At 64.6% G+C, this 19,951-nt stretch carries 15 protein-coding genes and 1 riboswitch; of the genes, 2 read left to right on the forward strand and 13 right to left on the reverse strand.

All coding sequences use genetic code 11. The features are described from left to right. On the reverse strand, positions 1–2,588 hold a 2,588-nt coding region (locus AAGA11_19265; GenBank protein MEM9605011.1), incomplete at its 3' end, for a GAF domain-containing protein. Positions 2,589–2,849: 261 nt separating this feature from the next. On the opposite strand from AAGA11_19265, the gene AAGA11_19270 reads away from it, so the two are divergent. Then, the gene (locus AAGA11_19270) at positions 2,850–3,395 is read left to right on the forward strand and encodes a hypothetical protein (GenBank protein ID MEM9605012.1); all 546 of its coding nucleotides are present in this window, start codon (positions 2,850–2,852) and stop codon (positions 3,393–3,395) included. Between the two features lie 48 nt (positions 3,396–3,443). On the opposite strand, the gene AAGA11_19275 is transcribed toward AAGA11_19270, so the two are convergent. From AAGA11_19275 to AAGA11_19310, 8 genes are all read right to left on the reverse strand, one after another. Then, on the reverse strand, positions 3,444–4,445 hold the full coding sequence (locus tag AAGA11_19275) for an iron ABC transporter permease (protein MEM9605013.1): 1,002 nt from the start codon (positions 4,443–4,445) through the stop codon (positions 3,444–3,446). A gap of 43 nt (positions 4,446–4,488) precedes the next feature. Then, the gene (locus AAGA11_19280) at positions 4,489–5,445 is read right to left on the reverse strand and encodes an ABC transporter substrate-binding protein (GenBank protein MEM9605014.1); all 957 of its coding nucleotides are present in this window, start codon (positions 5,443–5,445) and stop codon (positions 4,489–4,491) included. A gap of 4 nt (positions 5,446–5,449) precedes the next feature. Beyond that, positions 5,450–6,220, reverse strand: a complete 771-nt coding sequence (locus AAGA11_19285; GenBank protein MEM9605015.1) for an ABC transporter ATP-binding protein — start codon at positions 6,218–6,220, stop codon at positions 5,450–5,452. Positions 6,221–6,517: 297 nt separating this feature from the next. Next, a riboswitch (cobalamin riboswitch) is annotated at positions 6,518–6,731 on the reverse strand. Between the two features lie 208 nt (positions 6,732–6,939). After that, complete coding sequence (locus AAGA11_19290; GenBank protein MEM9605016.1) at positions 6,940–8,529, reverse strand: peptide chain release factor 3; 1,590 nt, start codon at positions 8,527–8,529, stop codon at positions 6,940–6,942. Between the two features lie 83 nt (positions 8,530–8,612). Then, the gene (locus AAGA11_19295; protein ID MEM9605017.1) at positions 8,613–10,832 is read right to left on the reverse strand and encodes a SulP family inorganic anion transporter; all 2,220 of its coding nucleotides are present in this window, start codon (positions 10,830–10,832) and stop codon (positions 8,613–8,615) included. Positions 10,833–11,177: 345 nt separating this feature from the next. Then, positions 11,178–12,599, reverse strand: coding sequence for an FMN-binding glutamate synthase family protein (locus tag AAGA11_19300; GenBank protein ID MEM9605018.1), 1,422 nt, complete (start codon positions 12,597–12,599; stop codon positions 11,178–11,180). Next, entirely contained in the window at positions 12,584–13,279 is a 696-nt protein-coding gene (locus AAGA11_19305; protein MEM9605019.1) for a glutamate synthase, read from the reverse strand. Before AAGA11_19305 ends, AAGA11_19300 begins: the two co-directional genes overlap by 16 nt. Continuing rightward, the gene (locus tag AAGA11_19310) at positions 13,276–14,220 is read right to left on the reverse strand and encodes a class II glutamine amidotransferase (GenBank protein MEM9605020.1); all 945 of its coding nucleotides are present in this window, start codon (positions 14,218–14,220) and stop codon (positions 13,276–13,278) included. The genes AAGA11_19305 and AAGA11_19310 overlap by 4 nt, the downstream gene beginning before the upstream one ends. Positions 14,221–14,346: 126 nt before the next feature. Between AAGA11_19310 and AAGA11_19315 the strand changes: the two genes are divergently transcribed. Next, on the forward strand, positions 14,347–15,009 hold the full coding sequence (locus AAGA11_19315) for a GntR family transcriptional regulator (protein MEM9605021.1): 663 nt from the start codon (positions 14,347–14,349) through the stop codon (positions 15,007–15,009). A gap of 5 nt (positions 15,010–15,014) precedes the next feature. On the opposite strand, the gene AAGA11_19320 is transcribed toward AAGA11_19315, so the two are convergent. The 4 genes from AAGA11_19320 to AAGA11_19335 all read right to left on the reverse strand — a co-directional run bounded on the left by AAGA11_19320 (position 15,015) and on the right by AAGA11_19335 (position 19,865). Further along, positions 15,015–15,908 carry a branched-chain amino acid ABC transporter permease gene (locus AAGA11_19320; GenBank protein ID MEM9605022.1) on the reverse strand — a complete coding sequence of 298 codons (894 nt, stop codon included), beginning with the start codon at positions 15,906–15,908 and terminating at the stop codon, positions 15,015–15,017. Between the two features lie 24 nt (positions 15,909–15,932). Then, entirely contained in the window at positions 15,933–16,649 is a 717-nt protein-coding gene (locus AAGA11_19325; protein MEM9605023.1) for an ABC transporter ATP-binding protein, read from the reverse strand. Between the two features lie 143 nt (positions 16,650–16,792). Continuing rightward, on the reverse strand, positions 16,793–17,962 hold the full coding sequence (locus tag AAGA11_19330; GenBank protein MEM9605024.1) for an ABC transporter substrate-binding protein: 1,170 nt from the start codon (positions 17,960–17,962) through the stop codon (positions 16,793–16,795). A gap of 49 nt (positions 17,963–18,011) precedes the next feature. After that, entirely contained in the window at positions 18,012–19,865 is a 1,854-nt protein-coding gene (locus tag AAGA11_19335; GenBank protein MEM9605025.1) for a branched-chain amino acid ABC transporter ATP-binding protein/permease, read from the reverse strand. Positions 19,866–19,951: the final 86 nt, after the last annotated feature.

Below are 19,951 nucleotides of genomic sequence, written 5' to 3' on the forward strand. Positions count from 1 at the left end.
CGCTCGTCGCGCAACAAGGGCACGTGGAGATACGCCTGAAACCCGCTCTCCTCGTGGAGCCGTCTGGCCAGCGTGGGCAGATCTGCGGTTGACAAGTCCGGCACATGCATGGTCTTGCCGGACACCAACACGGCGGAATGAAAATTGTGCTGTTCGTCGATGGGGTGCGGTGCGGTCGCAAAGTCCGTGATCAGGCCCTCGGGCGACGCAAGTGCCACCTGCCACCACTCTGTGTCGTTGGCCAAAGTCGCGATTGCGAGGTCGGAAGAAACGAGCTGCGTGGCCGAAGTCACGATCATCTCGAACACCGGCGTGGTGTCGGTCGGCGACTGGCTGATAACGCGCAGCACATCCGCGCTGGCTGTCTGGCGCGCCAGCGCGGCCTGGGTGTCGTGAAACATCCGGGTGTTGTTCAGCGCAATCACGGCTTGCGCCGAGAAGGTCTCGAGTAACGCGATCTGCTTGTCCGAATACGCATCGGGCTGTTCATCCGCGAGCGCGATCACACCGACACACTTCCCGCTCTGTACCAGCGGTACCGCCAGCGAGCTCAGATACCCGCCGCGACGGGACGCCTCCTTCCAAGTGTAGCTGTCATCCGTCTCGGTGTTGCGGATGTAGACCGTCTCGCACAGCAACGCCGCCCGCCCCGTGCTGCTGCCCGTGCCGGGCCGAATCGGGTTGCGCGTGAGAAAATCAATGAATTCGTCGGCGACACCAAACGACCGCCGCACGTGGTAGCAACCGTCCGCACTGTCGAGCAACGCGATGTAGCTGTACTGCGGTTTGCATAGCGCGGCGCTGACCGCGAGGATGCTTTCAAGCACCGGGTCAACGTCGTCCGGCGAGCGCGAAATGACCTCGAGCACGTCAGACGTAGCGGTCTGGTATTCCAGCGCCTGGCTGACCTCAGCGGTGCGTTCCTGAACTTCGGCAAAGAGGGTCGCGTTGTTGATCGCGATCACCGCCTGGTCAGCGAAGCTCTCGACCAAGTCGATCTGGCGCGCCGAGAACGGCCCGATCCGCGGGCGCGACAGCGCCAGCACGGCAATCACCTCGTCGTTGCGCAACAGCGGCACGGCAATGATCGACCGCCACCCGCCGAGCCTGTACGACTGCGTCAGGGTGTAGTTCGGGTCCTGTGTCACGTCTGGCACGTGGACGGTCTGCTTGTCCAGCACCGCGCGGCCGGCGACGTTGGAGCGGTCGATCGGGTTCGGGTGCGCGGTGTGAAATGCGACCATCTCGTCCGAGCACCCGATATTCGCCCCCATGTGCATGGCGCCATCGCGACGGTCGAACAGAATGCAAATCGGCGCGTCGCAAAGTTGTGCGGCCGTGGTGATGAGCGCCTGAAGCACCGTCGGCAGGTCGAAGGCGTCCTCGCTGATCGTCCGCAGCACATCGGCTGTCGCCGTCTGCTGCTCGAGCGCTTCGCCCAACTCGCGAAACTGCCGCACGTTGTCGATGGCAATCACCGCCTGTGCAGCAAAGGCCTCCACCAGCGCGATTTCCTCGGCCTGAAACGCTTCGACCCGTCGCCGATACACGTTGATCGCGCCCAATGCCACGCCATCGCGCAACAGCGGCACACTCAGCGCTGTGCGCTCCTCGTTGAGCTCGACCATTGTCACGAAGGTCGGCTCGCGCGCGAGGTAGCTCGGGTGCGTGCTCAGGTCATCGACGTGCACCACGCGCGCCTCGCAGATGGCCTGCGCCGAGATGTGTTTGGCGGGATCGAGTTCGAGGGTACTCCGGCGAATGTCCTCCAGCGCGTCGATTTCGGCTTGCGACTGGACACGCGTGCCCTCGTGGTAGGTTTTGAACGCCAGGGTCGAGGTGGCGACCTGCCCCAGCATCATTGCCGCAGCATCCGCCTTGCACAGCTCGACGGCGTGCCTGAGCACCACGTCAAACACCGGATTTTCGTCGTCGCGACGTCGACTGATCACGTCGAGTATGTCGCGCGACGCAGTCTCACGCTCCCCATACGCACGCGCCGTGCTGTCGGCGGTCGCCAGTGCCTGATGCCGTTGCACAGTCTCGACGCCGAGGCCGGCAAGATCGGCAAGCGCGTCGATCTCACGGCGCACCGACGCGGGCACAGCGGCCTCGTCGGACCAGGCAACCTGCAGCGCGCCCCAGACACCGTCGTCGGCGGTGATCGGGACAAAGAGGAGCTGCTCACACGCGACGCCGTCGACGAACCAGGTCGGCGCCTGCGCCCGTGCGTCCGCGCCCTGCAGCAGGACTGTTTCACGTTCCTGGGTCACCCGGTGAACGACAGCACTCGTCACCGGCTCGAGCGAGGCGGTGTCGTCGGTGTGCGCTTGGGAGTCGGTGCGGGCCACACGGGCGCAGCGGTGCGCCTGCCCGTCCTCGGACCGGAGCAACGCGGCCGCACACGCGTCGCCCACCTCGACGGCCGCCGCGACCACACCGCGGTACAGCGGCTGCGGGTCGTCACCGAGACCGCGAATCAGCGTGACGAGCGGCGCCACGCCATCGGCACGCGCTGTCTGCATGCCCGTTCCGGTGGCCGAGTCGGCGCCCGCGGGGGTGTCCGATGCCGAGTCGTCTGTTGCCAAGGTGCCTTCACCACGCTGCGAAATCCACGCTCACGCCAAAGACTCTAGGCCACCCGGAGACTCGATCGCAAACGGGCCCCACCTGGGCCGCGTCGCGCAACACGACCCAGGTTCGCCCCAGCAGACTGGCCGGGCGTTCCGGTACGCTGCACGAGCGCACACCACCAGCCGACACCGCCGCCGACATGCGACCCGGTCCACACGTCAGCCAAGGCCCCGGCTGATACAGACGACCGCGCAGCGCCAAAGCTGCGAAGTGCCATGACGGGACCGCCGCTCGCAACGCAGCGCCCCCTTGCACACCGGCGCCACCGACACACGCTGGTCCGCCTGATGCCACACCGCCTGCTCGTTACCACCCTGCTTCTCGCCCTGTTCAGCGTTGGTGCCCAAGCCGACACACCGGCACGATCTGTCGAGTCATACCACGTCAAGACGCTCGACCGGCACACCGGGTACAGGTACCGACCGGCGCGCCGTGCGGCAAGCCGGGACGAGCGCCTCGGCATCCGCGTGATCGACGTTGCAGGCAAGACCCCCCTCGTGCGCGTGCTCGGGCACGGCCACGACACGCACCGCGCGACGATTGCGGTCGACGTCGTGTGCACCATCCCGATGTCGAAGCGTACTTGCCTGCGATCCGCGGCACCGGTCAATACCAGGAAAATCAGCACGCGCACGGTTGTAATGGGGTTTGAATGGCACCGAGAGGACCCAGCCAGGGTGCGGATCGAACTGCAAAGCCTGTCTGTGGCGCTAAACCACTTGAGTCAGCTGCGCGCGGATTCCAATCGCGTCGTGAGCTGACAGACTGCCGAAGCTGTGCCTTGGCGGGGCGATACCCGCCTGCAAAACTCAGAATCGCCGCAACACCGCAAGCACAAACACCGCACCTGCTGCGGTCGTCACGATCCCGATCGGCAGCTCCTGTGGCATGAGGAGCGTTCGCGCGGCAATGTCACCCGCCAACAGCAGACACGCACCCAAGACAGCAGCCACCCACACCAGCGCACCGTGCATCGGACCGACCACCGCTCGCGCGAGGTGCGGCACCATCAGCCCGACAAAGCCGATCACGCCCGTGATGGAAACCAGCGCGCCTGTCGCAAACGCGCACACCAAGAAGGTGGCACCGCGCAAGAACGCCACACTGATCCCGAGTGTGGTCGCCGTTTCATCGCCGGCCAACAGGGCGTCGAACTGCCGATGCATCGCAGCGGCAAAGACCAACACCGACCCGGTTCCAATCAACGCAATGGGCAAAACGTCCCACCGAGCGAGTCCGAGCCCGCCGAGCGTCCAGAAGAGCACGGAGTGCGCTGCCCGTTGGTCGCCAGCGAACACAAGGTAGTTGGTGAGCGCCATGAAGAGAAAGGAGACCGCCAACCCCGCCAGCACCAGCCGCGCGGGGCCACGTGCGCGCATACGCGCCACCAACACCAACACCGTGATGGAAGCCAGCATGCCGCCGGCGAACGCCGCCAGTGGCAAGGTCCAGAACCCGAACACGTCGCCGGTGACCGTGATCACCAGCACCGCACCCGCAGCCGCACCGGACGACAACCCGAACAGGAACGGATCGGCGAGGTCGTTCCGGGTCACGGTTTGCAACAGGCAACCCACAACACCCAGACCGGCGCCTGCGAGCACGGCCAACAGCGCACGTGGCAAGCGCAGATCGACAACGATGCGGTCAATCGGCTGAGCGCCTGCAGCGCTGTTGGCACCAAACGCCCGACCGAATGCGCCCACGACGTCGGACAGCGCTATGGCCGTCGAGCCAGTCGCAACGGCGAGCACCACCATTGCGACCAGCACCACGAGCGCCACCGGCAAGAGCACCGCCAAACGGGGCATCACGGCAACGCCGGAACGATGCACCGTACCGTCTGCATACCGCCTACTGGAACGCGGTGGGGTGCATGGCCTTGGCAATTTTCTCGATTGCATCGATGTTGGCCGGCCCAGGCGTCAGCTCTTCGTACCGCAAGGGAACGAAACGCTCGTTTTTCACCGCCTCTGTCAACGACATGACGGGGTGCGATTTGAGAAACTGCAGCAAGCCGTCGGCACCGTCACCACCCTGGTAATCGAGCAGGATGAGAATCTCCGGGTTGGCGGCCGCGACCGACTCCCACGACGTGCGCCCCCAACTGGTGTCCATGTCACCGGTTACGTTCGTGCCGCCCGCGGCTTCGATCATGGCCGTCGTGATGGCGTACCTCCCCGCGGTAAACGGTTGATCGTCGCCAGAATCGTAGAGAAACACACGCTGTGGCGGTACATCAGCAACCGCCGAGGCGATGTCGCTGAGCTGGGAACTCCAACCGTCAACCAGCGCCTGCGCATCCCCTTCCTTGCCGAACACAGCGCCCAGGCGGAGCACGTCGTCGAACAACAAGTCCATCGAGGCTGCGGGCCGGTTCCTGTCGAGGTGAATGCAACTCTCGCTCAGAACCAGCGTTTGAATGCCCTGGGCACCGAGCGTTTCGGGTGTCACATCCCCGCCCGGCCGCATGCCGTAGTACCAGCCCGCGAAAAACAGGTCCGGGCCAGCGGCAACGAGGTTTTCCATCGTCGGGTATTTCGGCGCGAGCTCGGGGATGTCGCCACGCCGTGCGTCAAACTCGGGGCTTGTCTTGTACCACCCGGAGATGCCTGTCACGCCCACCATGTGTTCCTGCAATCCGAGGGCAAAGGCCATGTCGGCCATGTTGATGTCGTGCACCACCATGCGCTCGGGCGCAGCCGCGAAGGTCAACGCCTCTCCGCAGTTGTCAACGTCAATGGGGTACGCGGATGCACCGGTGGCGGCGAGTGCGAGTGACACGGGTATCAGGGTGGCTAGTGCCTTCATGCAATCAGTCTCCTGGTGGGTTTCGAGATGGCGCAGTGTGCGCCGTGGGTGGGGTGGTCAATACGATGTCGAGTGCCGGGATACGGCGCTCGGCTGTCGGGTGTGCAAACCGGTGGAGGTCGACGCGGAAGACGCGTTGCACCTGGTCTGATGACAACGCGCGCATTGGCTCGCCGAGCGCGACCAGCTTTCCGTCAGCCAGGACGGCGACACCATCCGCCAGGTTGTCGATCAGGGTCAGGTCGTGTAGCGCGACGACGACGGTAACCCCCATCGCTGCAACCAGGCCCAGCAACGCACCGCGGGCGCTCGGGTCGAGGTGGTTCGTCGGCTCGTCGAGCACCAGCAAGGACGGTCGTTGGCAGAGCGCCCTGGCGATCTTGGCTTTCTGACGTTCGCCGCCGGACAACGCGTCAAGTCGACGGTGCGCGAGGGCGCGCAACCCGGTGATACGAATCGCGTCAACCGCGTCTGGCGACGCCACACGGCGACTGAAAAAGCCCTCGTGCGGCAGGCGCCCCAGTTGGACGTACTGAGTGACAGTCAGGCGGCCATCGGGGTCATCCACCTGGCCGACATAGGCGATGCGTCGCGCCCGCTCGTGTGCGCTCAGGGACGCCACCGCCTGCCCGTCGACGCACACGTTGCCGTGACTTGGCTGCTGCACGCCGGCGATCACCCGAATCAGCGTCGACTTGCCTGCACCGTTCGGTCCGACCACCGCGAGCACGTGTCCGGGCGCCACTGAAAGGCTGATGCCATCGAGCACAGACACAGCACCGCGCTCCCCCGGAACGCGGACCGCCACGTCGTGCACCTCGAGTGAGCACGGCGAGTTCACGCACGACACCGCGTGGGCGGTCGGCCCTCGAGGCCGTTCAGTGGACGGTGCGGCACGACGCGTCGGGCGCGCAGTCGCACGGTGCGGCGATCACGGTTAGCGCCACGCGACCCGAACACGGACCACAGGGCGGCACAGGCTGGTGTCAGCCTCAACGAAGACAGCTGACGCGAGGATGGCGACGGATGCCGGGGGACCACCGTGGACTCCTGTCCGGACGCCCCGCCCGGATTGGGTTGCAGAAACGATGGCAGGTCTCCTGGCTCACGGTTCTCGCCGACACCCGCCTTCCCAACCCGAAGGTCAGTGGCAAAATGGGTGCGTATTACCGCTCACAGTTGCGGGGGCAGCCACGGTTTCCACGCCGACCGGACGGCGCCACCGTGTTCCCTTTTCATCCCGGCGCCGCGCAGAGGCGCCTGGAACCATCGGCGTGCAAAATAGCAACACACCACGATCAGCGCAATTGCGTTTTGGCCTCAAAACGACACACGTTGCCGAGAGCCCGTCGCGCAGTCCGGGGCGCACGAACCCCGGCCGACGGTGTCGCGTCGGCCCGCGGCGGGTGTGACACGTCGACATGGGGCGTCAGGCGTTGCGTTATGTGCAACGGCACGCCGTGAGCGCACGCTCCATGACGCGCCGCTTTTCGGCTAGAGCACTCCGCCCTGCTCGCGCGTGGCGAGGAAACGCACGTCCGGCCAGCGTTCTTCGGTCATGGTGAGATTGACCCGCGTACCGGCAAGATAGACCAGTTCACCCGAATGGTCGATCGCGAGGTTCGCCGCCACCTTGTCGCGAAAATCCCTGAGCATCTTGGCGTCCTCACACGCCACCCAGCGCGCGGCCTTGACCGTCACCGACTCGAACTGGCAATCGACCTTGTACTCGTCCTTCAGGCGTTGCGCGACCACGTCGAACTGCAGCACACCGACCGCACCGAGGATGAGGTCGTTCGACGTCAGCGGTTTGAACAACTGCGTCGCGCCCTCCTCGCACAACTGCTCGAGTCCCTTCTGCAGCTGTTTCATTTTCAACGGGTCGCGCAAGCGGGCCCGGCGAAAGAGTTCCGGCGCGAAGTTCGGAATGCCGGTGAAATGCAGCTTCTCGCCCAGGGTAAAGGTGTCACCGATGCGAATCGTGCCGTGGTTGTGCAGGCCGATGATGTCGCCGGCCTCGGCGGTGTCGACGTGGCCGCGGTCGGCCGCGAGAAAGGTCAACGCATCGGCAAACTTCACGTCCTTGCCGAGCCGCACGTGGTGGGCTTTCATGCCCTTCTTGTATTGCCCCGAGCAGATCCGAAGAAACGCGACGCGGTCACGGTGCTGCGGGTCCATGTTCGCCTGAATCTTGAACACGAACCCGCTGAATTTGCTCTCGCTCGGGTCGACCTCGCGGTCGACAGTCGCGCGCGGCTGCGGCGGTGGCGCGTACTCGACGAAATCATCGAGCAACTCGGTCACACCGAAGTTGTTGATCGCCGAGCCGAAAAACACCGGCGTCAGTTCACCGCGCAGGTAGGCCGCGTGGTCGAAGGCGTTGCTCGCGCCGCGGACCAGCTCCAGCTCTTCGCGCAACTCGTCGGCCTGGTCTCCGAGCAGTTGGTCGAGGCGCGGGTTGTCGAGCCCTTCGACCACTTCCCCCTCGGGCAGTTTGCCGTCGTGGTTGGGGTCGAAGAAGGTCACGGTGTTGCGCGCGATGTGGTAGACCCCCTTGAAGCGTTTGCCCATGCCGACCGGCCAGGTGATCGGCGCGCACTGAATCTTCAGCACGGTTTCAACCTCGTCCAGCAGGTCGATCGCGTCGCGGCCCTCGCGGTCGAGTTTGTTGATGAAGGTCATCACCGGCGTGGTGCGCAGACGGCAGACGTCCATGAGCTTCTCGGTGCGTTCTTCGACGCCCTTGGCGACGTCGATCACCATCAACGCGGAATCCACTGCCGTCAACACGCGGTAGGTGTCCTCGGAGAAATCCTCGTGGCCCGGCGTGTCGAGCAGGTTGACCACGCGGTCCTTGTAGGGAAACTGCATGACCGACGACGTGACCGAGATGCCGCGCTCCTGCTCCATCGCCATCCAGTCGGAGGTCGCGTGGCGTGCGGCCTTGCGGCCCTTGACCGTACCCGCGAGCTGAATCGCACCGCCGAACAGCAACAGCTTTTCGGTCAGCGTGGTCTTGCCCGCATCCGGGTGGGAAATGATCGCAAAGGTGCGACGGCGCGACATGTCGTCTGGGGCTGTCATGGGAGGGATTCACCGAGGTCAGCTCGCTATGGTAGCAAACCTGATCTCACCGAAAGGATCCGCGCGTACCAACCTCGTTACGTTCAGCCCAGTTGACGAAGCTGGCGCGCATTGTCCAGCAAGCGCGAGGACAATACCCGCGCGATTTCCTCGTGCAAGATGGAGCTGGTCTCGGGAAAGTCCGCCGCGAGCATGGCCATGGTGGGGTTGTCGAGGTGCAGCAATGACGCGTCTTCGACCACCACCACGCGAGCGGATGTCGTTTGCTGCAAATACCAAGAAATCTCGCCGATCAGTGCCCCGCTGCCCATGCGCCTGACGCGCATCTCTGCGTGCGGTGTGTGCACCTGCGCATCAAGCACACCGGAAACCACCCAATAGAGCCCCTGCGGCGCTTGCCCCGCCTCCAACAAGGTTGCACCGGCCGGTAGGGCGCGCGGAACGCCGTGTTGCCAAAACAACCCGGCAAGCGCGACGTCGCCTTCACCCTTGTGCGCAACGGCGACACGCGGTGCCAAGGGGTGTTGGCACAGAATCCGATCCTCGGCCGCCTCGAGCGCAAAATCCAAGGTCTCGAAGAAGCGAGCGATCGATCCGTCGCCGTCTTTTTCAAAGGCTGTCTGCACGCTCGGGCTCGCACCGGCGGCCCAAATGTCGATGCTGTCAGCCTCGGCCCGCAACGCCAGCCGCTGAAACGCGCGCAGCGCGGTCGAGTCGATGCCAACCACACGCGTGAAATCGAGAACCAACATGTCGATAGGGTTGTCCGCGTGGTTGTCGAGGTGTCGCATGATGATCTCGACCGAACGCGCTGCACTGCCGAAAAACAAGTAGCTGTGCAGGCGGACTACCCACGTTGACCGTCCATGTGCATTGAGTTGCGCGCGCGCGTCCGGATCGCGGTCGACATTGCTGTGCAGTTCAACCGCCGATTGCATCGACCGTACGGTCTCTTGTTGCGAATACTCCGCAACGAACATCACAAGCCCACAAACAACACCGAATGCGAGTCCCGGTATGAAACCGAACACCGCAACGGTGAGTGCAATCAACGCGGTGACGACACTCTCGTGAAACCGAACTTTACCCCAGTTGTTCAGCAGGCTGGTCTGCACCATGCCAAAGCCTACCCAAAGCAAAATGGCGCCGAACACAAAGCGAGGCATGAACATCAAGGTGTCGCCGGCGTACACCAACAGCGCAGCTGTGACCGCAACGGTGACAACCGCGGACACTTTGGCGTTGGCCGAGAGCTTCGCCAGGATGGACGAATTTGCGAGCCCGTGGAAACCCGGTGCGACGGCGAATACGCCACTGACGAGACCGGCGTAGCCCGCCACGCGAAGCTCGCGGTTCTCATCGACGCGTTGCCGCATCATCAACTCCAATGAGCTGATTTTGATCAGATTGGCAAAAATGCACACGGCGATGAGCGCTGGCAGCTGCAGCGACACCGACGCAATCGCCGACCAATCCACTGTACCGATCAAGTCCGACGTCATGGGTTGATAGCGTACCGCGACACTGTCACGTGCCATGGTCCAGTCAAGCTGCACCAACTGATTGAACTCGACCGGTGCGTAAGTGATCACGAGATGAAACGCCGCTACGCCGCCGACAATCAGCGCGGGAAGCGTGTATTCACTCCACCGAAGCATGCTGAACAACACGAGCAGCGCGCCCATCGCAAAGCCCGCGAGTATTTTCCACGCCGCTTGCTTGGAATCACCCTGGATGATCTCGCCAAACGACAACGATTCGCCATGCAAGATAGCAATCGAAAAAGTCACGATGAGCAGGCCGGAACCCGCCAGAAAACCTGCAACCATCGAGAATGGCATCAAGCGTATATACCGACCCGCATTGAAGGCGCCACACAGAAAAAGTGCGATCCCCAACGTCAAACCGCTGATCGCAATCATCATGAGCGCAGTGCCCAAGAGCGCGTCGGCTGCCACCTTGGCTTGAATGTCATACAGCATGGCCGCAAGCACGACCAAACTTGCCTCTTGGCTCGTGCCGTGCGTGTGGTGCAAACGGGTAAAACAACCGATCAACAACACTTGCACCAAAAAGCCAATCACGGTCAGGCCGACGGCGATGACAAAGAAAGCGTGCAATTCACCACGGAAGAACAGCGCGGCGTCGGCAATACCGAATGACACCACCAGGATCGCGCAGATGCACCCTGCGACAGTGGATCGGTACAGTGAGGCGAGGTAATTCACAGACAATAGGATGCGCGGTCGGATCAAGGCCCTGTTGGCCAACTCAGTCAACCGGACGATCCTCTGAACGACCATCCGATACACCGGCCAACATTGTCACGCCTTCCCAGGAGAACTGGCAAGCCCCGTGTTGCATTCACGCCGCTGCTCCAAATCCGCCGTTCGGCGCAACCGATCTCATCGTCCTCCGGTCTCCCGCCCAGATAGGATCTGACACCGGTATCGCTTTAACCCGTGCACCACGTGGTCGTGCCCTGATCTGGGTTGCTGACACTGTCAGGAGCCACCTTAGCGAGCGCGGGACGGAGGTCAATTACCCAATCAGGTCATTCCGATTGAACCCGCAACAGCCTCGGCATTCGGTCCTCGTGGTGAGGGCCAAAGCACGACTGTTGCTCTACCGGCGAGGTACGGCTTCTACTACCAACCGAACGCCTTGTCGATACCCGCCATTTTCACGCCGGTGAACGCCGACGCTTCAAAGCTCAACGCCCGCAGGTCCTCAGGTTCGAGGTTGTGCACGGTGGATTTGCCGCACGCCTTGGCGAGCGCCGTGATTTCCATCGTCATCGCCGTGAGGTAGCGCGCCACGCGCTCGGCGCCCGCGCTGACGTCCATGCGCGACTCGAGCGCCGGGTCCTGCGTTGCAACGCCCACCGGGCAGAGCCCGGTGTGGCAGTGGTGGCAGGCACCTGGCGACGTACCCAGCTCGGCGTAGTCGGCTTCGTAGCGTGGCGAATTGCAGCCGAGCGAGATCATCGCGCCGTTGCCGATCATCACCGCGTCAGCCCCGAGGGCCAGACACTTGGCCGCGTCCACGCCGGTGCGGATACCGCCGGCGGCAACCAGTGACACCTTGCCCGACATACCGCACTCGTCGAGCGCCTCGCGTGCCGCACGGATCGCCGATATGCAAGGGATGCCCGTGTGGTTCAGCAACATCTCCGGCGACGCGCCCGTACCGCCCTCAGCCCCGTCGACGACCACGATGTCGGCACCGGCCTTCGCCGCGATAGCAACGTCGAAACGCGGCCGTGTCGCACCCATCTTGATGCTGATCGGCACCCGGTAGTGGGTCGCGACCCGCAACTCCTCGATTTTCACGGCAAGGTCGTCGGCGCCGAGAAAATCGGGGTGGCGAATGGTCGAGCGCTGGTCGACGCCGGGCGGTAAGGTGCGCATCTTCGACACCCGCTCAGAGACTTTCATGCCGAGCAGCAAGCCGCCGGTGCCGGGCTTGGCACCCTGACCCACCACCAGCTCGAGGCCGTCGGCCCGGCGTAGGTGGTCGAGGTCAAGACCGTAGCGCGCCGGGCTCATCTGGTACACCAGCCGTTGACTGGCTGCACGCTCCTCTTCGAGCATGCCGCCCTCACCGGTGCAGGTCATCGTGCCAACCTTGGATGCACCGTGACCGAGGGCCGCCTTCGCGCTCGCGGAGAGTGCGCCAAAGCTCATGCTGGCGATGTAGATCGGGATCTTGAGTTCGAGCGGCTGCTCGACCAGGCCACGACCGCCACCGAGCACCGTCGTGGTGTCGCAGCTCTCGCGGTACCCTTCGAGCGGCAAGCGGGTCATGGTCGCCGGCACGAATGTCAGGTCGTCGAAGGTCGGCAGGCGCTCATTGAAACAGTTGTAGCCACGCACCTGGTATCGGCCGAGTTGCGAGAGCGCGTGCACCTCGGCAATCGCATCCGGCGTCCACCGCAGTGAGCCACCCTTGTCGTACGACCCCGGCACCCCGGCACGGCGCCCCTCGATCGCGCCGTCGTTGTAGGCGACAGCCTCTTCGGTCGGATCCTCGAACGGGTATTCGTAGGGTTTCGTCAGATCATGAGCCATGCTTTTGCATCCCGACTTTCAAAGTACCAAAGGCGCTGACCGGAGACGATCTTGCGCCAGTTACGAGCGCTGTCGGCCAGCCCGCGAGAGGCGAGGAGGGTCTCGACGTCCTCGACCTCCTCGGGCGCCGGTTCGACGACCTTGGCGTCGACGCCCAGCGAGTCGATGTCGCCTGCCACCCAGACCTCACCGGCCCAGAGCGCGTCCGCGCAGGACTCGCCCGCCCCGCCCAGAGCGATGATGCGCCCGGCGTGAGACATGAAACCGGACTGGTAGCCGATCTTGCCCTCGACAATGATGTCGCCGCCTTTCATCGCCACGCCGCAGCGCGGGCCGCAGTCGCCCTTCACGTGAATCAGGCCGCCGAGCATGGCGGCACCCACCGACATGCCGGCGTAGCCGTGCACCGTGATGTCGCCTGAGGCCTGCGCCTCGCCGACGCCCCAGCCCGCGTTGCGTCGGATGTCGACGGTGGCGCCGTTGTTGAGGCCGCCGCAGTAGTAGCCGACGCTGCCCTCGAACACGATGTCGGCGCCCGTCGGCAGCCCCACGCCAAGGTTGTGCCGCGACAGCGGGTTGCTCACACGCATGGCCTGACCCGCCTTGGCACGGGCCTGGATGTCCTCGTTGATCTCGCGGACCGTGCGGTCCCCGACTTCGATCTCCACACGCTCGGTCATGCCGCGGCCCTCAGGTCACCGACCTGCCACAGCCGCGTGATGCTCGGGCCGTCGTAGTTGATCACGTCGACTTCGCCGGCGTGCACGCGGCGTACCGACTGTTCCTCCGTTCCAGCCGTCATCTCACCGTGCTGCTCGACCGTGACCAACGGCTTCATCGCGAAGCGATCCTTGGCGAAGCCCATCGACTCCACATCGGTGATCAGGAACGTGAACACGCCGTCGATCGCGCCGACCGACTTCTCCAGCGCCTGCGCTTTGGTCAGCCCCTGGCGCATCTGGTCGGAGACCCACACCGCGATCAACTCGGAGTCGTTCTGGGTCATGAAGCGGTAGCCGGCGCGTTCGAGGCGGTCGCGCTGGGTGAAATAGTCGGTGATCTGGCCGTTGTGTACGATCGCGACATCAGCGAAGGGCCGAGCCCAGAACGGGTGGCTTGCGTTCGGCAGCACCGAGCTCTCGGTCGCAAGCCGCGCATGGCCGAGACCGTGGGTGCCTCGCATCGACCAGACATCGTGTTTGTCAGCCACGGCGATGGCGTCGCCGGTGTCCTTCACGATTTCAAGCGAGCGGCCGACCGACTGCACCTCCAGCCTGTCCGCCATGGCATCAGCCGTGTGCACCCAGCGCGCGAGGTCGGTCGGGTCTGAAATCACCGCGCGGACGCTGTAGTGCGCCGCATCGCCGAGGGTGGTCGTGGGCTCTTCGAGGAAGTCGCTGCCGCACTCGCGCAGCGCCGCCTGGAAATCGTCGAGATCCGTGCCGAGCCGGGTGCGGTCGAAGCCCATCGCCCGCACGACGTACCCGTCGTCGCGCGGTGGCCCGTAAACCGCAAAACCAGTCGAATCCGCACCTCGATGCGCTTGCGCAGCCATCAGCCGCACCAGGTCTTCGCCCACATTGCCGTGGTCTTTCAGGACCCTACCTGCTATGCCGCACATGGGATTTCACCTCTGCTTTTTGTATACTGTATTCAAATTTCACCCACTGCACCCCGATGCAGTACGGTCACGCGTCGGCAGTGCACGCACCGCGCACTGCGTTTCCGACCGCGAACCGAGGACACCATGGCCGGACTCAAACGCATCCAACTCACGCCCCGACGCATTGCCGACGAAATCTACAGCCAACTGCTGGCAGCCATCGGCGACGGCGACATCGCCCCCAACCAGCGGCTGGTCCAGGAGCGCCTGGCGGCCGAGCTCGACGTCAGCCGCACCCCGGTGCGCGAAGCCCTGCTCCGCCTCGAACAGGAGGGTGTGCTCGAGCGCGCCGGGAAGGCCGGTTTTGTCATTCGCAGTATCACGGCCGACGAGGTGCGCGACATCTACCAGGCCCGTCAGGCGATCGAAGGTTTCAGCGTGCGCCTGCTGACCGAGCGCGCCGACAGCGCAGCGCTCGCGTCGATCCGACGCACCATCGAACGCGAGGAACGCAGCGTCGGCAACACTGCAAAGGCCTACTTCAACGCCAACCTCAACATTCATCGCACCTTCGTCTCGCTCGCGGGCAACGCCTACCTGCTGGAGCTGTTCGACGGCATTTGGAACCGTGGCAGCTCCTTCCGCATGTTCGCGGCCATCGACGACGTCGACCTCGCGCGCTCGCTCGGCGACCACGACGCGTTGGTCGATGCCATCGAAACCGGCGACACCGACTACGCTGCCGCCACCATGCGCGCCCATATCGTCGACGGCCTTGATCTGCAGCTCGCCGCAATTCACGCCTGACACGCTCATCGCATCGGCTCCGGGTTGCTCGCGATGATGCCGTTCGGTCGGTAGACCAGAAAGACGATCAACACACCGAGCACCAGGGCGTCACGGTAGAGCACGAAGGCGTCGGGCAAGGTGTAGAGAAACAGCGCCTCGAGAAAACCCAACAGAAACCCGCCGTACAAGGCGCCACGCGGGCTCGAGAGGCCGCCGATGATGACTGCGATCAGCGCCTTGACCATGGGCGTCAGGCCCATGGTCGGAAACACCGCACCGCGCTGCGCAATCCACACAAGCGCCGCGACGCCGGCGAGCACGCCACTCAGGGCAAAAGCCAGCGCCACCACGCGGTCGGCGCGCACCCCCAACATGCGGGCGACATCGAAATCGGCAGCCGCTGCGCGCAGGGTCACCCCGAGGCGCGAGCGGCTTAAGAAGACATTGAGCGCGATCACCGACACTACGGAAACAACGATCGCAATCACTTGCGCCCGGCTGACGAAGGCGCCGCCGATGCTGAAGTAGCCCGACAGAAACTCCGGCACGGGGATTGGGCGCGGCTTCGGGCTGATGAAAATCTGAAAACACACGTGCAGGGCCAGCGACAGCGCAAACGAGGTGATCAGCAGCGTCATCGGGCTGCGCCCGCGCAGCGGCCGGAAAGCCAGGCGCTCCATCAACACCGCCGCGAGCGCGGCAACCACCACCGCGAGCGGACCCGCCACCGCGAACGCCACCCCGGCGGCGAGCATGTAATACAAGCCGTAGCCGGTGATAGTCATCAGATCACCGTGGGCAAAATTCAGAAACCCGAGCAAGCCGAACACGGTCGACAGGCCGAGCGCCAACAGCGCGTACACGCCGCCGAGGCTCAGCACTGACACCGCAAACTGCAGCAGCACGTCGAAACTCACGAGGGCTCCTTGGTCACAGACACGTCATGAGACTCCGAGGTACCGGTCCTGGATGCTGTTGTCGCGCGCGAGCTCGTCCGCCACGCCACTGAGCACGATGTATCCGAGTTCCATCACGTAGGCCCGGTCGGCGATGGCCAGGCTCTTCTGTACGTTCTGCTCGACCAGCAGCACGGCAACCCCTTCGGCGTGCAGCTCGGCGATCAGCTCGAACACCTGGCTGACGATCTTCGGTGCGAGCCCAAGCGAGGGTTCGTCGAGCACCAGGCAGCGCGGTCGAGACATCAACGCTCGCGCGATTGCGAGCATCTGTTGCTCGCCGCCCGAGAGCGTGCCCGCCAGTTGGTCGATGCGCTCACCGAGAATCGGAAAACGCGAGACCATCGCATCGACGCGCGCGTCCACATCCGACGGCGGCAAGGCGACGCCGCCCACCACGAGATTTTCCCTGACCGAGAGCGGCGCAAAGACGCGCCGCCCCTCGGGAGACATGGCCAGACCCAGTTGCGTGCGCTGCTCGATCGGGACACCGTCCAACGCGCGCCCGTCGAAGGTCACCTGCCCGGACGCCGCCGGCACCAGCCCCATGATGGCGTTGAGGGTTGAGGTCTTGCCCGCGCCGTTGGCGCCGATCACGGTCACAAGCTCCCCCGCATTGACTTGCAGATCGACCCCGTGCACAGCGCCGATCGCGCCGTACCGGACCTGCAGCTGCGACACCTCGAGCAAGGGAGTCGTCACCTCAATGCCCCACCGGCGCAGTCGCGCGCGCCGCCGACTGCCAAGCGCGGCCACACCGGCCGGTGCGTGAGTGGCCGTCCGCGCCAGGTGCGGACAGCCTTGGCCGTGTGCGGGTGTGTCACGCGCGGCGCCCCGTCGACCAATCAGCTGCGCGGCGTCGGAATTTCGGACGCGTCGAGTTTGATCGACTTCACGTGCACGCCCTCGCCGCCTTCGATGCGCATCACGTGCACCGGCAGGTTGGGCAGCGAACCGAAGCCCTTGAAGGTGACCTCGCCGATCTCGGTCTGCACGCCCTCGAGCTCGGCAAAGGCTGCGCGGACCGCCGCGGCGTCGTTCGTGCCCGCCGCAGCCACGGCCGCTTCGACCATGCGCATGAAGGAATACCCGACCATCGCCGGGTAGGCGCTGTCGTCCGAACCGTACTCCGCGACGTACGCGTCGACGAAAGCGCCCGCCTCGGGCGAACTGGTCGGCGCCGCCATGGTCACGTAGTAGACCCCTTCGACCACATCACCGAGGCCTTTCACGGACGGCAGGTCCAGGGTGTCCGGTCCGAGGTAGGTCGAGCTGACGCCCGCGGCGCGCAGCTGGTTGATGAAGATCGGGAAATCGTTGTCGAACGGCATGCCCATGATCACGTCGGGCTCCTCGGGCAGCGCCTTGATCGCCGCAACCACCGAGGAGAACTCCTGCTGGTCGTAGCTGAAGTCGGACTGCCCCACCACGCTGCCACCGTAGGCTTCGAATTTCTCCTTGAAATACAGCGGCAGAAATTCGGTGTAGGGATCGAAGTCGGAGGTGACAATGTAGGCCGTCTTGGCACCGAGATCCTCGGTGGCAAACTTGGCGTACACCCCGCCCATGTGGGCATCGGACATCATCACGAGGTAGCTGCCCTCGCCCAAGCGGGCCGGTATGGTCGGCTGCGAGGCAATGGTGTGCACCGTGAGTACCCCCTTGCGCAGCGACTGCGAACCGGCCGATATCGCGTACGGCGCAAGCGCCGACGTCACGAACAGGTTGACGTCTTCGGCACCGAGCACCTCGGCGGTCGACACGGTCGACTTCTGCACGTCCGAAGCATCGTCGCGCTCGACCACCCGGATCGGGTAGTTGCCGTTGAGGCCGCCGCGTGCGTTGGCCTCTTTGGTGTACATGTGGATGCCCTGCATGAACGGCGCATCGTAGGCCGCCATGAAGCCGGTCTTGGCATTCACCGCACCGATCACGAACTCGTCTGCCGCCTGGGCCGAAACGCTGGCCGTGGCCACCGCCAATGCCAACGCAGCGTGTTTCAACAGTGTCTTCATCGTCCTCTCTCCTCGTTCATCCAACGGGTTCAATGTGGCCCCGAGCTCCCTACGCGAGGCTCGAAGCGTCTTCTCCGATATAGGCTTCGATCACGTTGCGGTCGGTCCGCACCGACGCCGTGTCGCCACGCGCGATTTGCTCGCCCTTGTTCAACACCACCAGTTCGTCGCAGAGCGACATCACCATCGGCATGTCGTGTTCGACGAGAATCACGCCGCAGCCGATCCGCTGCACGACATCGCGCAGCACCGACTTCAGACGCTCGGTCTCTTGTGGGTTCATGCCGGCCGCGGGTTCGTCGAGCAGCAGGAACTGAGGCTCCAACGCCAGCGCGCGCGCAATCTCGAGCCGGCGCTGGTCACCGTAGGCGAGCCCACCGGCGCTCTCCCAAGCCTTGTCGGCGAGGTCCAGTTCGGCCAGCCAGGCGAGCGCACGCGATTCGATCGCCGCCCGGCTCAATTCGGGGTGGGCGACGGCGACCGCGACCTGGACGTTCTCGACACTGCTCAGGCTGTCAAACAGACGGATGTTCTGGAAGGTGCGGCCGAGCCCCTCGCGGGCGAGCCGATCGGCGGACCACAGGGTCACGTCGGATTCGCCGAGGTGGAGCTGTCCCCCACTCGCGAACAGCGACCCGGTGACCACATTGATGAAGGTCGACTTGCCCGCCCCGTTCGGCCCGATCAAACCGAGGATCGTGCCGCGTCCGATATCGAGCTCGACACCGTCCAGCGCGGAAAACGCGCCGTAGCGTTTGCTGAGCCCCTGCGCCCGCAGCGAAGCCCGTGCATCCACGTCGTAGGCCACCGATGGCAGGCGGGGCACGGCGCGTTGCAACCAGCGACCGAGCGCGGAGCGCACCGACGACACGGTGGCGATTTCACGGTAGCCCGCGATACCGTCCGGTCGCCAGTAGAGCACAAGCAATATCGTCAGCGAAAAACACAGGGCTGTCAGGCCGAACACCCTCGGCATGTCAAACAGCCCGAACACCTCGGTGCCAGCGAACGTGCCGAGGGCCTCTTCGGTCTTGCGAAAGGCCTCCTCGGCACCGGTGATGACGATCGCCCCGATCACGCAACCCGTCAGCGAGCGGTAGCCGCCGACGATGATCAACACGATCAGCGCAAAGGTCTTGTCGAGGTAGAAGGTGTTGGGTGAGGCCACACCGATGGTGTGCACGAACAACGCGCCGGCCACGCCCATGCCCACGGCGCTGCCAACCCAGAGTGTGAAGATCACCGGTTCGGGGCGCACGCCGACCGACCGCGCCGCCGCCTCGTCGTCGCGCAACGCCTCGGCTGCCCGACCGGTGCGGCTCGACTTGATCGCGAAACAGAACACCAGCGTCGCCGCCAGCGCCATCAACACCACCGGCCACCCTGCGAGGTCGATCGGGATGCCGTAAAGCGATTGCTTGCCGTTGGTGAGCGGCTTCAAACCGATGAACAGCAAGTAGGCAATGATCAGAAAGCCGAGGCTGGCGATGACGGCCGCTGTATCCCGCAGCCGTTTGATCACCCCGCCGGTCAACGCACCGATAAGCGCGGTGGCGGCAATCGCGGGCAGCAACGCCGCCCAGAGCGACCACTCGGCGTTCTGTACGAACGCGGGCATGTCCGGCAACAGGATGGGTTTGAGGGCGCTGGGCAGCGTGAACCAGGCCGACACGTAGCCGCCGATACCGAAAAACGCGATGTGCGCGAGCGAGAGGATCCCCGTACCGCCGCAGAACAGGCCGAGCGACAGGCCGGCGATGATGTTGATCACGCCAAGTTGTAACAGGCGGTCGCTGATCAGGCCGGTGGTGCGCATGAGGCCGATCACCGCGAGGCACAACGCGAACAACAGCACGGCCGACACCACGGCCTCGCGCGTGCGCTGGTCGAGCAGACCGGTCACCAGTGGATGCCTTCGGCGTCGTGGATCAGGGCGTCCGCCTCGATCTCGATCATCATGCCAGGCGTCGTCAGACCGACTTCAACGCC

The organism is Pseudomonadota bacterium (assembly GCA_039196715.1).
Lineage (GTDB): Bacteria > Pseudomonadota > Gammaproteobacteria > CALCKW01 > CALCKW01 > CALCKW01.

Bases quoted from the DNA above. Each gene is read 5' to 3' on its own strand.
- AAGA11_19270 (MEM9605012.1), top strand. From the start codon at position 2,850: ATGACGGGACCGCCGCTCGCAACGCAGCGCCCCCTTGCACACCGGCGC.
- AAGA11_19275 (MEM9605013.1), bottom strand. From the start codon at position 4,445: ATGCCCCGTTTGGCGGTGCTCTTGCCGGTGGCGCTCGTGGTGCTGGTC.
- AAGA11_19280 (MEM9605014.1), bottom strand. From the start codon at position 5,445: ATGAAGGCACTAGCCACCCTGATACCCGTGTCACTCGCACTCGCCGCC.
- AAGA11_19290 (MEM9605016.1), bottom strand. From the start codon at position 8,529: ATGACAGCCCCAGACGACATGTCGCGCCGTCGCACCTTTGCGATCATT.
- AAGA11_19295 (MEM9605017.1), bottom strand. From the start codon at position 10,832: ATGGTCGTTCAGAGGATCGTCCGGTTGACTGAGTTGGCCAACAGGGCC.
- AAGA11_19300 (MEM9605018.1), bottom strand. From the start codon at position 12,599: ATGGCTCATGATCTGACGAAACCCTACGAATACCCGTTCGAGGATCCG.
- AAGA11_19305 (MEM9605019.1), bottom strand. From the start codon at position 13,279: ATGACCGAGCGTGTGGAGATCGAAGTCGGGGACCGCACGGTCCGCGAG.
- AAGA11_19310 (MEM9605020.1), bottom strand. From the start codon at position 14,220: ATGTGCGGCATAGCAGGTAGGGTCCTGAAAGACCACGGCAATGTGGGC.
- AAGA11_19315 (MEM9605021.1), top strand. From the start codon at position 14,347: ATGGCCGGACTCAAACGCATCCAACTCACGCCCCGACGCATTGCCGAC.
- AAGA11_19330 (MEM9605024.1), bottom strand. From the start codon at position 17,962: ATGAAGACACTGTTGAAACACGCTGCGTTGGCATTGGCGGTGGCCACG.